Source organism: Paraburkholderia oxyphila NBRC 105797 (assembly GCF_000685075.1).
In the GTDB taxonomy this organism is placed as follows: domain Bacteria; phylum Pseudomonadota; class Gammaproteobacteria; order Burkholderiales; family Burkholderiaceae; genus Paraburkholderia; species Paraburkholderia oxyphila.
The window spans coordinates 19501-34820 of the sequence record NZ_BAYD01000108.1 but is presented as its reverse complement, the minus strand read 5'-3'; the positions used below and the strand labels follow the sequence as shown (position 1 = coordinate 34820).

At 64.4% G+C, this 15320-nt stretch carries 11 protein-coding genes; 9 read left to right on the top strand and 2 right to left on the bottom strand.

Translation table 11 applies throughout. The annotated features are described in order from the left end of the window. Positions 1 to 150 precede the first annotated feature (150 nt). From BO1_RS39540 to BO1_RS58415, 5 genes are all read left to right on the top strand, one after another. Positions 151 to 702: a fimbrial protein gene (locus BO1_RS39540; protein WP_028222299.1), complete on the top strand. Its 552-nt coding sequence runs from the start codon at positions 151 to 153 to the stop codon at positions 700 to 702. 228 nt (positions 703 to 930) lie between these two features. Beyond that, entirely contained in the window at positions 931 to 1674 is a 744-nt protein-coding gene (locus BO1_RS39535; RefSeq protein ID WP_028222298.1) for a fimbrial biogenesis chaperone, read from the top strand. A 286-nt stretch (positions 1675 to 1960) separates the two neighbouring features. Continuing rightward, the gene (locus BO1_RS54685; RefSeq protein ID WP_245644019.1) at positions 1961 to 4618 is read left to right on the top strand and encodes a fimbria/pilus outer membrane usher protein; all 2658 of its coding nucleotides are present in this window, start codon (positions 1961 to 1963) and stop codon (positions 4616 to 4618) included. Positions 4619 to 4693: 75 nt separating this feature from the next. Next, on the top strand, positions 4694 to 5218 hold the full coding sequence (locus BO1_RS39525) for a fimbrial protein (protein ID WP_028222297.1): 525 nt from the start codon (positions 4694 to 4696) through the stop codon (positions 5216 to 5218). Positions 5219 to 5265: 47 nt separating this feature from the next. Beyond that, complete coding sequence (locus BO1_RS58415; RefSeq protein WP_156992656.1) at positions 5266 to 6375, top strand: fimbrial protein; 1110 nt, start codon at positions 5266 to 5268, stop codon at positions 6373 to 6375. A 131-nt stretch (positions 6376 to 6506) separates the two neighbouring features. Here BO1_RS58415 and metG read toward each other — a convergent pair whose 3' ends face one another. Together metG and BO1_RS39510 are read right to left on the bottom strand one after the other, a co-directional pair. Next, positions 6507 to 8663 carry a methionine--tRNA ligase gene (gene metG / locus BO1_RS39515; RefSeq protein WP_028222295.1) on the bottom strand — a complete coding sequence of 719 codons (2157 nt, stop codon included), beginning with the start codon at positions 8661 to 8663 and terminating at the stop codon, positions 6507 to 6509. 548 nt (positions 8664 to 9211) lie between these two features. Beyond that, positions 9212 to 9865, bottom strand: a complete 654-nt coding sequence (locus tag BO1_RS39510) for an OmpA family protein (protein ID WP_028222294.1) — start codon at positions 9863 to 9865, stop codon at positions 9212 to 9214. A gap of 335 nt (positions 9866 to 10200) precedes the next feature. Between BO1_RS39510 and apbC the strand changes: the two genes are divergently transcribed. From apbC to BO1_RS39485, 4 genes are all read left to right on the top strand, one after another. After that, complete coding sequence (apbC, locus tag BO1_RS39505; RefSeq protein ID WP_028222293.1) at positions 10201 to 11289, top strand: iron-sulfur cluster carrier protein ApbC; 1089 nt, start codon at positions 10201 to 10203, stop codon at positions 11287 to 11289. A gap of 219 nt (positions 11290 to 11508) precedes the next feature. Then, positions 11509 to 12057, top strand: coding sequence for a superoxide dismutase family protein (locus tag BO1_RS39500; RefSeq protein ID WP_028222292.1), 549 nt, complete (start codon positions 11509 to 11511; stop codon positions 12055 to 12057). Between the two features lie 308 nt (positions 12058 to 12365). Continuing rightward, positions 12366 to 12935, top strand: a complete 570-nt coding sequence (dcd, locus tag BO1_RS39490; RefSeq protein ID WP_028222291.1) for a dCTP deaminase — start codon at positions 12366 to 12368, stop codon at positions 12933 to 12935. Positions 12936 to 13024: 89 nt separating this feature from the next. Continuing rightward, positions 13025 to 15304 (top strand): arginine/lysine/ornithine decarboxylase, encoded by a 2280-nt coding sequence (locus BO1_RS39485; protein ID WP_028222290.1) that lies wholly within the window; start codon positions 13025 to 13027, stop codon positions 15302 to 15304. Positions 15305 to 15320 lie beyond the last annotated feature (16 nt).

Genomic DNA, 15320 nt, shown 5'->3' with positions numbered 1-15320 from the left:
CCGTTGAACGGGGAGCAGAGCGACTGAGTGAGCGATTCGGCCGGCGAGAGACGGTCACATCGCCTGCAGATCCATACCGGGGTTCAGTGCGCTTTCGCTGGTTCATTCATCCGATCGAATACATCTCGATTTTTATCAGGAATCCATAATATGAGAAAAATTGCCCTCTCCTTGCTCGTCGCAGCAACAGGGCTCGCTGCAACGGCGGCGCACGCGGCAGGACCGGCGACCAACGGCGGTATCGTGACCATCAACGGCGAACTGACGTCCAACACCTGCGACGTGAGCGGCAACGGCCAAGGCAACAACTTCACCGTCACGCTGCCGACCCTCTCGGCATCCGAGCTGGCCGCAGCGGGCTCGGTCGCGGGTTCGACGGGCTTTAACATCGCCCTGACGAACTGCACGCCGGACTCGGGCAGTGTCCACACGTTCTGGGAATACGGCGCGAACACGCTCTCCGACGGCAACCTGCTGAACAACGGCACCGCGGCCAACGTGGAAGTCCAGCTGGTCGACTACAACAGCGGCATGAAGGTCATCGACGCGAGCAAGGCCGATGGCAGCCAGAACTCGCAGGCCATCGCAATCGCGAGTGGCAAGGCCAACCTCCAGTACGCAGCGCAGTACATCTCGCCGACCGGCAATGCAGGCGCCGGCAGCGTGACGACCAACGTCACCTATTCGATGGTCTATCAGTAATCCACGAACGGGTACGGCGACGGGGGCGCCTTAGCGCCTTCCGTCGGCCGGGACATCTCAGGAAGGATGGGCTGCTCGTTGCCTGTGCCTCCAAACGCCGCATCCGCTGCTTCCCGAGCTGTTCCTGCAGGCATCGACTCCACGCAGTGGACGCCGATGTCTCAACGAGCGGTGCCGTACGAACGCGCCGCGCCTTGTCACCGCATTTTCGTTTACTGGTTGAGCGTCATGAATCTCCGAAAACTTCTCTGCAGCGCGCTTGCCGCGAGCCTGCTGGCTCTGGGCGCGATGCTGCCCTGCGCAGCGCAGGCCTCCGTCGTCATCGCGGGTACGCGCGTGATCTATAACGCCGCGGATAGCGAAGTGACGCTCAAGCTCTCCAACGTCGGCAAATCGCCGGCGTTGACCCAGGTGTGGCTCGACAAGGGCGATCCGAAAGTCGATCCGAGCAAGCTCGACCTGCCCTTCGTGCTGACGCCGCCGCTTGCGCGCATCGACCCCGGCAAGTCGCAGACCATCCGCATCGCCTACACGGGCGAGCCGATGGCGACGGATCGCGAAACCCTGCTGTGGTTCAACATGCTCGAGGTGCCGCCCAAGCCCACGGCGGAACAAGCCGGTCCGAACTATGTGCAGCTCGCATTCCGCTCGCGCCTGAAGTTCTTCTTCCGTCCAGCGGGCCTGCAGGGCAAGTCCGACGATGCGCCGGGCAAGCTCACGTGGCGCGTCGGCACGCAAAACGGCAAGCCCGCGTTGCTGGTGACGAATCCCACGGCGTATCACGTCACGATCATCGAGGCTCATGTGGGCGAGGGTGCGCATGCACCGAAGTTCGACGAAGGCGGCATGGTGGCGCCGGGCGCCCAGCTGGAGCTGCCTCTTTCCGCTGCGCCGGGCGGCGCCGGGAAGGTCTCTTTCACGACGCTCAACGACTACGGTGGTCCGATGAAGCACGAGGCGGCGCTGCAATGACGCCGCGGCCTGCGCGAGCCGCAGGCCGAAGAGATCGACACCGAGAAGGACTACGAAGCCTTCGTCAACCGGACAACGCGGCGCCGGGCGGGGCATGAATCCCGGCGCACGTGCACAACAACATTCGAACATCGCGAGCTGGAGGGTCCGTGCGTGGATGGCTGGACGCATCGGCAGGGCCCCCTATTGCCTGCGAATCCGGCTCGCCATGTGTAATTGCAATTCGAAACCCAAACCCAGGCATTCTGGTGCCGATTCCCTTCACCTGAGTCAGGTTGGCGCCGCGGTGCTGCTCGCCTTTACGGCTTCGCACGCTTTCGCGGATGGCCTTGCGGACGCAGAGATGGCCGCGCAGCCGGCGCAGGGCGCCTCTACCGCTGTAGCGGGCGCCGTGCCGCCCACACCCGCCGATGCGATTGCCGTGCCGAACGTGATGGGCGTGGCGGCCTCATCCGCATCCGCATCCGCATCCGCATCCGCATCCGCCGCGCAAGCGCCGCAAACCGTGGAGTTCAACGCGCAGTTCCTGACCGGCGGCAGCGCGGCGAGCATGGACATTTCCCGCTTCGGCAAGGGCAATGTCGCGCTGCCGGGCCACTATCGCGCGGCGCTCTATGTGAACGACGTGTGGATTGGCGTCACCGACGTCAACCTGCGCGAAGTCGATGCCGCCAGGCACGACGTCCAGCCGGTCTTCGACCGCGATCTGCTTGCGCGCTCGGGCGTCGACCTGACGCGCCTGTCCGACACGGCGCGCGCGCAGCTCGACGCCGCGGACCATGGCGGCGCGGGTGCGCTGCTGCCCAGCTTGATCCCGCAGGCGAGCGCGACGTTCGACATGGGCGAGCAGCGGCTCGACGTGAGCATTCCGCAGGCGATGATGAGCCGCAATGCGCGCGGCTGGGTCGACCCGAAGTTCTGGGATGACGGCGTGCCGGCGGCGACGTTCCAGTACAACGCCAACGTCTATCACACGAACGGCAGCGGGTTGTCGACCACGCAGGGCTACCTGGGCATGACGGCCGGCGTCAACTTCGGCGCCTGGCGCTTTCGCTACAACGGCAACGTCACGACCACCACGGGCGCGGGCACCCACTTCCAGAGCATGCAGACTTATCTGCAGCGCTCGTTCACGCCCATCAAGAGCCAGCTCACACTCGGCGATTCGTACACGGACGGCACGATATTCGACAGCTTCGGCGTGCGCGGTGTGCAGCTCGGCACCGACGACCGCATGTACCCCGAGTCGCAGCGCGGCTATGCGCCGACCGTGCGCGGGATCGCGAACACCAACGCGAAGGTCGAGATCCGGCAGAACGGCAACATCATCTACGAAACGACGGTCGCACCGGGGCCGTTCGAGATCGACGACCTCTATCCGACTGGCTATGGCGGCGACCTCAAGGTCGTCGTGACCGAGGCCGATGGCAGCCAGCGGGTGTCCGTGGTGCCGTACGCCGCGCCAGTGAACGCGCTGCGCGAGGGCCGCTGGCGCTACAGCGTAGCGGCTGGCCAGTACCGCGATGCGAGCGCGCAAAGCCAGCCGTTCGTCTTCGAAGCGGGCGTGCAGCGCGGCATCAACAATTTCGTCACGCTGTATGGCGGCACGATCGTCGCCGACGGCTATCTTTCCGGCGCACTCGGCGCGGCGCTTGATACTCCCATCGGCGCCTTCGCGGCCGACGTCACGCAGGCGAACACGAATCTGAAAAACCTGCCGGGACGCAGCGGGCAGAGCTTGCGCATTTCGTACTCGCGCGTCTTCGCGCCCACCGACACCAACGTGACGCTGGCGGCCTACCGCTATTCCACGAGCGGCTTCCTGAGTCTCACGGACGCGATGAATTTGCGTGACCTCTCGCAGCGCGGCATCGACAACACGAACAACGGCATCCAGAAAGGCCGGCTTCAGGTCACGCTCAATCAAAACCTGAATTCGTGGGGCTCGGTCTATCTGTCCGGCTATACGCAGAACTACTGGAACAAGGCGAACCGCGATACCTCGTATCAGGTCGGCTACAACACCAATATTCGCCGCGTGGGGCTGGGCGTTTCGGCTTCGCGCGCGCTCGACGTCGATTCGGGGCGCTGGGACACTCGCGTGATGGTGAACCTGAGCATTCCGCTCGATATCGGCATGAAGATCGCGAACTCGAACACGAGCTATACGCACGATTCGCGCGATAACAGCAACCAGATCCAGGAAACGTTCACGGGTACGGCGGGCGTCGACAACGCCTTCAGCTATGGCGTCACGGCCGGCTACACGTCGGGTAACGCGAACAACGGCAGCATCAGTGCGAACGCCGGGTATCTGAGCCAGTACACGCAGATGCGTGCGAACGCCGGCTATGGGAACGGCTATACCCAGGCCGGAGCCGGCGTCACGGGCACGATCGTCGCGTACCAGGACGGCGTGGTGCTCACGCCGCAGACCGGCGACACGTTCGCGGTCATCGAGGCGAAGGACGCCGTGGGCGCGCGCGTGGCGAGCTCGCCGGGCGTGCGCGTGGACGCGCGCGGCCATGCGGTCGTCGCGGGCATGCAGCCTTACTCGCTGAACGCCGTGGATATCGATACGAAGGGCCTGCCGATGGGCGTCGAGCTCAAGAGCACGGAGCAGAACTTCGCGCCGACGGCGGGCGCGGTGGTGCGCGTGAAGTTCGACACGGACTATCGCGGCCGCGCGATGGTGATGCGCTTGCGCCGCGTGAACGGCGAGAGCGTGCCGTTTGGCGCGGACGTGCTGGATACCCGCGGCAATAGTGTCGGCACGGTCAGCCAGGGCAGCCGCGCGATGTTCTACAGCAAGGACGCGGGCGGCGACCTGACGGTGAAGTGGGGCGAGGGCATCGGGCAAAGCTGCAAGGTGCGCTATTCGCTGCCGGTGGCGCAGAAGGACAAGCCGGCGGAGACGGTGTTTGCGGATGCGGCCTGTGAGTGAGCCTTTTGTCCATTACCGTCGTCAGGCCCATGCAGGAACGCCGTGGCGTTCGAATGCAATCTGTAGAGAGATCATATGAACAAGCTTAGCCTTCGACTGTTCCTCGCCGTTCTTGTCGTGACCGTTGCGGGATCTGCGTTCGCAGCCGACGCGAACCTGAATTTCACCGGCACGATCCGGCAGCCCTCGTGCGACATCGACAGCTCCACGGCCAATCAGACCGTGCCGCTGGGAAGCGCGCAGATCATGAACTTCGCTGCCGTCGGCAGCACGAGCAATCCCACTGCGTTCTCGCTGAAACTCGTCAACTGTGCCGCTGGAACGAGCGTGACGATGACCGTGGCGGGCACGACGGACACGGTTGCGAGCGTGCTGAAGAACACGGGCACGGCCACGCAGATCGGCGTGCAGATTCTGCGGGCGGGCAGCGTGGGCGCGACCACAGGCACGCCGGTCGTGCTCAATAGCGCGATCACGCTCGGCGCGGTGGATAGCACGAACGCAATGACGGTTCCATTCGTCGCCCAGTTTTACCGGCTCGGCACGCTGACGGCGGGCACCGTGTCGGCTACGGCAACTGTAAATTTCACGTACAACTGAGTAAATAATTCTGATGGGTCAATCGTGCTTGCGCTCGCGAGCCGTGATTGGCCCGCCTCGATCGCCAAAATATGTACAACACAGGTTTCAATCTGCTTTTCAAGCTGCGTCGCTGGATTGTTTTGGGTTTAGTTTTTTTTCCCGTCTTTGGGTGGGCCGCATCTAGTTGCACCGGCGCTGCCAATACCTGGACGCTGACGCTGCCGTCTCAGGTGGCTGCGGCGCGAGATTTGCCGAATGGTTCGTTGCTGACCAACTGGGTCAGTTCGTCTGCAACAACCAATTACTGGTCATGCACGCTCAATGTCGCCAATGATGGCGTGATATTCCAGTTTGGGACCTCAGGCATCGTGTCCGGCGCGGCTACGAGCTATACCACGACCTACAACGGTGTCGCGATAAGCGTATTTCCAACCAATGTTGCCGGAGTGGGTCTGGCGTTGGCCGCCCATCACTATGGGTCCTTCTCCGCTGGCTGTCTTGCCGGTTGGGATTCGTGGGCGACCCTCGGCAGCACCTATACGGGTTGTCAGCAATTGGTTGGCGGCAAGCAGACGGGGAACGCTGGCGGCCAGATGGCGGTAGCACTCGTGAAGATCGGCGATATCACGCCGGGAACGCTGTCCGGCACCGTGGCTACGTACTACAACTATCCGGTGAACGGCGGTACTAGCGGCGGCACGCAAACTTTTGCGATATCGCCAGTCAATGTCACGACGCTGACCTGCACCACACCCGATGTCAGCGTTCCAATGGGCACGTTCAAGACTACGGATTTTCCGAATGTCGGTTCGCTCTCGCCGAACCCGGCGGGATTCAATATCCAGTTGCTCAATTGCCCGGGTGGTACCGCGGTGTCGGGCACGCAGGCGGGGCAGATTCACGGCATCCAGTACCGTATCGATCCGACCAGCGGAACCGTGGCGACCAATGTAGCGGCGCTTGGTGGAAACCCTTCCGCATCGGGAGTCGGCATTGAGTTGTTCAACAATTCGGGCGCAGTTTTCCCGCTCTCGACGTCGACCACCTTGAGCGGCTACAACAGCGCCACTGGCGGGAATTACACCATTCCTCTCACGGCGCGCTATTACCGCACGGGCACGGTGACTGCGGGTCCCGCCAATGCGACCATGACGCTGACCATTTCGTATCAGTAGTCAATGGCTCACCGCGCGGCAACGGCGTGGCGAGGGAGGGGTTGAAGGTCCAGACAGTGTGATGGGCATTCAAAAAAAGGCACACCTTCATGGTGTGCCTTTTCGCCTGCAACTGGGTCGCAACGCGGACCTTACCGCACCCGCATTCCCGGCTTCGCGCCGCTATGCGGCTCGAGAATATAGAGGCCCGGTTCGGCCTTCTCATCGGCGGAAGAAGCCGCGAGCACCATGCCTTCCGAGAGACCGAACTTCATCTTGCGCGGCGCGAGGTTGGCGACCATCACCGTGAGCTTGCCCTTGAGGTCCTCGGGTTTGTACGCGGAACGGATGCCCGAGAACACGTTGCGCGTGCGGCCTTCGCCCGCGTCGAGCGTGAGCTGCAACAGCTTGTCCGAGCCTTCGACGACATTGCAATCGACGATCAGCGCCACGCGCAGGTCGATTTTCGCGAAGTCGTCGATGGAGATGACTTCCGGTTCACCGGAAACTTGCGGCTCGGCCTTCTTCGCTTCCTTCGATGCCTTCGACTTCTTGCTCGCATCGGCGGCGGCAGCGGGTGCCTCGGCGGCTTGCAGCGAGTCGCGGTTGGCGGCGAGCAGGGCTTCGATCTGCTTGGGATCGACGCGCGTCATCAGGTGCTTGTAGGCGTTGATTGGCTGTTGCGACGAGAGCGCCTTGCCCGCATCGGCCCACGTGAGCGGCGCGATGGCGAAGAACTGCTCGACGCCTTCAGCGAGCGTGGGCAGCACCGGCTTTAGCGCGAGCGAGAGCAGGCGGAACGCTTCGAGGCTCACGCTGCAGGTCTCGTGCAGCGCCACGGCGTTCGCCGGATCCTTCGCCAGTTCCCACGGCTTGGCCGTATCGACGTAGACGTTCACCGCATCGGCGAGCTCCATCGTGTGACGCAGCGCGCGGCTGTACTCGCGCGCCTCGTAGTTCGCGGCGATCTCCGGAATGGCGGCGCGCACCTGCTCGATGAGCGGATGATTCATCGCGCTGTCCTGCACGCGGCCCTCGAAGCGCTTGATCAGGAAGCCCGCCGCGCGGCTCGCGATGTTGATGTACTTGCCGACGAGGTCGCTGTTCACGCGCGCCTGGAAGTCCTCGAGGTTCAGGTCGAGGTCTTCCATCGAGCTGTTGAGCTTGGCCGCGAAGTAGTAGCGCAGCCACTCGGGGTTCAGGCCCGTGTCGATATAGCTTTGCGCGGTGATGAAGGTGCCGCGCGACTTCGACATCTTCGCGCCGTCCACCGTGAGGAAGCCGTGCGCGAACACGTTGGTGGGCGTGCGATGGCCCGAGAACTGGAGCATCGCCGGCCAGAACAGCGTGTGGAAGTACAGGATGTCCTTGCCGATGAAGTGGTACTGCTCGGTCTTCGAATCGGCCTTGACCCACGCGCCGAAGTCGAGACCGCGCTGTTCGCACAGGTTCTTGAAGCTCGCGTAGTAGCCCACGGGCGCGTCGAGCCACACGTAGAAGTACTTGCCGGGCGCGCCCGGGATCTCGAAGCCGAAGTACGGCGCGTCGCGCGAGATGTCCCAGTCGGCGAGCTTCGACTCGCCCGCGTCGCCGAGCCACTCGCGCATCTTGTTGGTGGCTTCGGGCTGCGCGAGGCCGCTCACCCAGCCGCGCAGGAACTGCTCGCAGCGCGGGTCCGAGAGGCGGAAGAAGTAGTGCGTCGAGGTCTTGCGGATGGGCGTCGCGCCGGAGACCACCGAGTACGGATTCTTCAGGTCGGTGGGCGCATAGGTCGAGCCGCACACTTCGCAGCTGTCACCGTACTGGTCCTTCGCGCCGCACTTCGGGCACTCGCCCTTGATGAAGCGGTCCGGCAGGAACATGTTCTTGACCGGGTCGTAGGCCTGCTCGATGTCGCGCGTCTCGATGAGGTCCGCTTCCTTGAGCGCCAGGTACACCGATTCCGAGAGCACACGGTTCTCGTCGGAGTCCGTCGAGTAGTAGTTGTCGAACGACACGCCGAAGCTGTCGAAATCGCGCTTGTGCTCCTGCCAGACGCGCGCGATCAGTTGCTGCGGCGTGAGGCCTTCCTTCTCGGCGCGCAGCATGACGGGCGTGCCGTGGGTGTCGTCGGCACCGACGTAATAGACCTCGTGGCCATGCATTCGCAACGCGCGAACCCAGATGTCCGTCTGGATGTACTCGACCAGATGGCCGATGTGGATCTGCCCGTTGGCATAGGGCAGAGCAGACGTGACGAGAATCTGGCGGCGGCCGCTGGAGGTGGCAGGCGCGCCGGCTGCAACGAGGTCGGTGGCGGGTGCTGACATAGGTGAGGGGGTTCCGGAGATGCGGGAGGTCGAAACGTCGATTTTAGCAGGGTGGGCGGGCGGCGAGTTCGGACGCCAGGCGCCGCGCAAACGCCGGGGCCGGTGCGCGAGCTGGGCCGGAGACGAGATCGCCGCCAATGCGCCGTGCATTCGCCAAGGGGATGCGCGCTTTGCGTTGAACCCATGCGTGCAGGCCGTGCGGCTCGACGTCTGCAAATATCGCGGGCAAAAAAAACCGGGGCAGGATGGCCCCGGAGCAACAACGACAAGAGGAGAATGGTGACGTGGCGGCGTAACCGCACACGTACCGTAAAGAAAGACAGCGGAGTTGAAAGAGAGTTCGAAAAATTTTTCGCTTTGCCGACTCCGCCGGCTGGCCAGGCTTGCGGGACATTCCCGGCGCCGATGTCCGGCCCGATTGCAGCCGCCTCGCTCGGGCAGAAATGCAAGCGGGACGACTTTGCAGCCGTCCCGCTCGTCCTGTCGCTGTTTTCGCGTTGCGCGCCGCAAGTTGCGTGTGCTGCAACTTGCGGTGCCGCCCGGAGCGCTTAGCCGCCCTGGTGCTGTGCCGTCGCGCGCAGGTAGATTTCCACGCGGCGGTTCGCGGCGCGGCCGGCTTCGGTGCTGTTGTCGGCGATCGGCTGGGTGTCGCCGCGGCCATCGGCTGCCATGCGCTGCATGGCCACGCCGCGCGAGCCGAGGTAGTTCACCACGCTCTGGGCGCGATTGACCGACAGCGTCTGGTTGTAGGCGGGCTGGCCCGTGTTATCCGTATGGCCGACGACCTGCGCGACCACTTCCGGGTTCTGCTGCAGCGTCTGCGCAACCTGGTCGAGCACCGGCGCGAACGACGGCTTGATCGCGTAGCTGTTGGTGTCGAAGGTCACGTTGCTCGGGATGTTGAGCTTGAGCGAGCCGTCCGGCTGCTCGGTGATCTGCGTGCCGGTGCCCTTGGTGGCGCCCGTGAGCTTGTTGTGAATGGCGGTCCAGTTGTAGCCCGCCACACCGCCGACCAGCGCGCCGGCGCCCGCGCCGATCGCCGCGCCCTTGCCACCGCCGAAGATCGCGCCGATGGCGGCGCCCGTGCCGGCGCCGATGCCGGTGCCGACAGCCGTGTTGGTGCCCTGCTGGGTCGCGCAGCCGGCGACGAGCGCGCCGGCGATGGCGAAGACGGACAGACGGGTCAAGATTCTTGTGTTCATTTTTCAATCCTCTCTTGAGTGGAACGGGACGGCTCCTTGCGCCGCGCGCAGGCCCCGACTGGGCCAAGGGTCTTCGGACGGCGCGCGCCTGCAACTACTACAATGACGGCTTGGGAGCTTGCGTGAGTCATTTTGCTACTTGCGAAGCATCGCTAGGCGACGGCTTGACAAGTGCTGCTTAGGTGCAAAAAGGGCCGCTGCCGCGAAGCGTGCCTTGTCGCAGTGATTTGCGCAATCGAGCTTAACAATTTCTTGCGTTTTCCGGCGCTGGCATGACACTGCGCGGCCTTCCGGGCCACGCGGGTGCCGACGCATTTCTTGGACACGGAGTTTCAATGAGCATTGATCGGGCATTGGTCGACGCCGCGCTGGCGGCCCTCGCGGATCCGAACACGGGCCGGCCGTACGCAGCGGCAAAAGGGGTGCGCAACGTCGCGATCGACGGCGACACGGTGGGCGTCGAGATCGTGCTTGGCTATCCGGCGAAGAGCCAGTACGACGCGGTCCGCGCGCAGGTGGAAGGCGCGCTTGCGGCGGTGCCCGGCGTGAAGTCGAGCCGCGTGACGGTGCGCCATGAGGTGGCTGCGCACACGGTGCAGCGAGGCGTGAAGCTGTTGCCGAACGTGAAGAATATTGTCGCCGTCGCTTCGGGCAAGGGCGGCGTTGGCAAGAGCACGACCGCCGTGAACCTCGCGCTCGCGCTGGCGGCCGAGGGCGCTTCGGTCGGCGTGCTCGATGCGGACATCTACGGCCCGTCGCTGCCGATGATGCTCGGCATCGAGGGCCGCCCCGAATCGCCCGACGGCCAGTCGATGAACCCGCTCGAAGGGCACGGCGTGCAGGCCAACTCGATCGGCTTCCTGATTGAGCAGGACAATCCGATGGTCTGGCGCGGGCCGATGGCCACCTCGGCGCTCGAGCAGCTGCTGCGTCAGACCAATTGGCGCGAGCTCGACTATCTGGTGGTGGACATGCCGCCGGGCACGGGCGACATCCAGCTCACGCTCTCGCAGCGCGTGCCGGTCACGGGCGCCGTGATCGTGACGACGCCGCAGGACATCGCGCTGCTCGACGCGAAGAAGGGTCTCAAGATGTTCGAGAAGGTGGGCATCCCCATCCTCGGCATCGTCGAGAACATGGCCGTGCACGTCTGCTCGAATTGCGGCCATGCCGAGCACATCTTCGGCGCGGGCGGCGGCGAGCGCATGGCGAAGGAATACGGCGTCGAGGTACTCGGCAGCCTGCCGCTCGACATCGGCATTCGCGAGCAGGCCGACTCGGGCCATCCGACCGTGGTGGCCGATCCAGACAGCGCCGTGGCGGCGACTTACAAGGCGATTGCGCGTCGCATCGCGGTGCAGATTGCGGAGCGCGCGCGCGACATGACCTCGAAGTTCCCGACCATCGTCGTGCAGAACACCTGAGCACCGGCGGCTCGCTCGGGCAGGCCTGTCGGGCCGTCTCGAGCCGATGCCGTGCAGCGCGTGGGTGTCGCACCCCGTGCGCCTTGCTGCGCAAGGCTCGCAGCGTGTAAGACAGCGCTCACATGAGGCGCGCGCAAGGCCCTCTGCGCGGTATCATGTTGCATTCAAAGGTCCGGATCGACGGCCGCAGGGGCGGCCGCGTGCGGACATGAGGATCGCATGGGTAAAGGAATCGACAGGGGCGAGAACAGGCTGGCGGGCAACGCAGCCGTGCTGGCCGTGGCCGTGTGCACGCTGCTGGCGGGCTGCACGAGCTTCATGGGCCAGCAGGACAAGCGCGCGCTCGCGCAGGTCTTGCCTACCGTCGGCAACCAGGTGCGGGGCACCGTGTCGTTCGTCGAGCGCTCGGACGGCGTGCAGGTGAGCTACAACCTCGCTGGCCTGCCACCCGATAGCGACCATGCGATACAAGTCCACGATCGCGGCGACTGCAACGCCGCGGACGCCTCGAGCGCCGGCGCCGTGTTCGCGCCCGCGGCCGACCGCCTGAAACCCGGCGCGCGCGTGGAGGGCGACCTCGGCAACATCCACGCGGATTCCAATGGCGTGGCCACCGGCTTCATCGTGGCGCCGGACGTTTCGCTCGACGGCGTGCGCTCGGTGCTGCAGCGCTCGGTGCTCGTGCATCACGACGCCATCGACCCCTACGCGTATCCGGCGCGCGGCACCGGCCCCGCGCTCGCCTGCGGCGTGATCAAGGCGCAGTGACGCGGCGCGTGAGCCGCCTGCGCATGGCACTGGTAAGTGCGCATTTGTGCGTGCTCGACATGCACTTGATGTGCCCCTCGCGTGCACTTCCAGGCACAGTCATCCACATCGCGTAAAATAGGCGCCTTTCGTGGGGCACGCCTAGTGGGGCACGCCTGGTGGGGCACGCCGGCGGGTCGCGCCTGGCAGAGCGCCCTTGGCGGGGCGGCCAGGCGCGCGAGGCGTTTCCCTCCTCGATGGGCCTGCCCGCGGGCGGCTTCCCGCACATTTCTTTTTCGTTCCCTGTTTTTACTGGACCGTAGCGCAACATGGCAATCAAATCCGACAAGTGGATCCGGCGCATGGCCGAAGAGCATCAGATGATCGAGCCGTTCGTGCGCGACCAGGTCCGCACCTCGGAAGACGGCCGCAAGATCGTGAGCTACGGCACCTCGAGCTACGGCTACGACATCCGCTGCGCCGACGAATTCAAGATCTTCACGAACATCAATTCGACGATCGTCGACCCGAAGAACTTCGACGAAAAGTCGTTCGTGGACTTCAAGGGCGACGTCTGCATCATCCCGCCGAACTCGTTCGCGCTCGCGCGCACGGTCGAGTATTTCCGCATTCCGCGCAAGGTCCTGACGGTGTGCCTGGGCAAGTCCACCTATGCGCGCTGCGGGATCATCGTGAACGTCACGCCGTTCGAGCCCGAGTGGGAGGGCTATGTGACGCTCGAATTCTCGAATACGACACCTTTGCCTGCCAAAATCTACGCGAACGAAGGCGTCGCCCAAGTGCTCTTCTTCGAGAGCGACGAGGTTTGCGAAGTGTCTTACGCGGACCGCGGCGGCAAGTATCAAGGCCAGCACGGCGTGACCTTGCCGAAGACCTGACGTTCGAGCGCACACAACCCACCGGACATACGACATACGGGGACCGCTGCGCGTTACATGCAGCGGTCGTTTCTTTTGGAGAATCGCCCATGAAGTTTCGTTTTCCCGTCGTCATCATTGACGAAGACTTTCGCTCCGAGAACATCTCGGGTTCCGGCATCCGGGCACTGGCCGAAGCCATCGAGAAAGAGGGCGCGGAAGTCCTCGGGCTGACGAGCTACGGCGACCTGACGTCGTTCGCGCAGCAATCGAGTCGCGCCGCCTGCTTCATCCTCTCGATCGACGACGACGAGCTGCTGCCCTACGTGGAAGGCACCGATGGCGAAGCACCGGAGCACGCGCCCGCGATCGTCACGCTGCGCACGTTCATGGAGGCGGTGCGCAAGCGTAACGCCGACATCCCCATCTTCCTGTACGGCGAAACGCGCACCTCGCGCCATTTGCCCAACGACATCCTGCGTGAGCTGCACGGCTTCATTCACATGTTCGAGGACACGCCGGAGTTTGTCGCGCGCCACGTGATCCGCGAAGCGAAGGTGTATCTCGACGCGCTGTCGCCGCCGTTCTTCAAGGAACTCGTGAAGTACGCCGACGAAGGTTCGTACTCGTGGCACTGCCCGGGGCACTCGGGCGGCGTGGCGTTCCTGAAGAACCCGCTTGGCCAGATGTTCCACCAGTTCTTCGGCGAGAACATGCTGCGCGCCGACGTCTGCAATGCGGTCGAGGAGCTTGGCCAGCTGCTCGATCACACGGGTCCGGTTGCGGCTTCGGAGCGCAACGCGGCGCGCATTTTCAGCGCCGACCACGTGTTCTTCGTGACCAACGGCACGTCCACGTCCAACAAGATCGTCTGGCACGCAACGGTGGCGCCGGGCGACATCGTGCTGGTGGACCGCAACTGCCACAAGTCGATCCTGCACGCGATCACGATGACGGGCGCGATTCCTGTGTTCCTCACGCCCACGCGCAACAACTTTGGCATCATCGGCCCGATTCCGCGCGACGAGTTCAAGCCGGAAAACATCCGCAAGAAGATCCTCGCGAATCCGTTCGCGCGCGAAGCGCTCGAGAAGAACCCGAACGTAAAGCCGCGCATTCTGACGATCACGCAGAGCACCTATGACGGCGTCGTCTACAACGTCGAGATGATCAAGGACCTGCTCGGCGACATGCTCGACACGCTGCACTTCGACGAAGCCTGGCTGCCGCACGCCGAGTTCCACGAGTTCTACCAGGACATGCACGCGATCGGCGCGGGGCGCCCGCGCACCAAGGCGCTGGTGTTCGCGACGCACTCGACGCACAAGCTGCTCGCCGGCATCTCGCAGGCCTCGCAGATCGTCGTGCAGGATTCGGAAGACAGCGTGTTCGACCGTCACCGCTTCAACGAAGCGTATCTGATGCACACGTCCACGAGCCCGCAGTACGCGATCATCGCGTCGTGCGACGTGGCCGCGGCGATGATGGAAGCGCCGGGCGGCCCCGCACTCGTGGAAGAGTCGATCGCCGAGGCGCTCGACTTCCGCCGCGCCATGCGCAAGGTCGACGCCGAATACGGCGACGACTGGTTCTTCAAGGTCTGGGGCCCGGACGATCTCGCGGAAGAAGGCATCGGCTCGCGCGAAGACTGGATGCTGCGCCCGAACGACCGCTGGCACGGCTTCGGCGCGCTCGCCGAAGGCTTCAACATGCTCGACCCGATCAAGGCGACCATCGTCACGCCGGGTCTGGACGTGGAAGGCGACTTCGGCGAGACCGGCATTCCCGCGGCCATCGTCACGAAGTACCTGGCCGAGCACGGCATCATCGTCGAGAAGACGGGGCTCTACTCGTTCTTCATCATGTTCACGATCGGCATCACCAAGGGCCGCTGGAATTCGATGGTCACGGAGCTCCAGCAGTTCAAGGACGACTACGACAACAACCAGCCGCTCTGGCGCGTGCTGCCCGAGTTCGTCGCGCAGCATCCGATGTACGAGCGCGTGGGCCTGCGCGACCTGTGCCAGCAGATTCACAGCGTCTACCGCGCCAACGACATCGCGCGCCTCACGACCGAGATGTACCTCTCGGACATGGAGCCCGCGTTGAAGCCGTCCGACGCGTTCGCGAAACTCGCGCACCGCGAGATCGACCGGGTGCCCATCGACGAGCTCGAAGGCCGCGTCACGTCGATCCTGCTCACGCCGTATCCGCCGGGCATTCCGCTCTTGATTCCGGGCGAGCGCTTCAACAAGACGATCGTGAACTACCTGAAGTTCGCGCGCGAATTCAACGAGCGCTTCCCGGGCTTCCACACCGACATCCACGGACTCGTGGGCGAGACCATCAACGGCCGCATCGAGTATTTCGTGGACTGCGTGCGCGCTTGAGCGCGGGCTCGGGCGG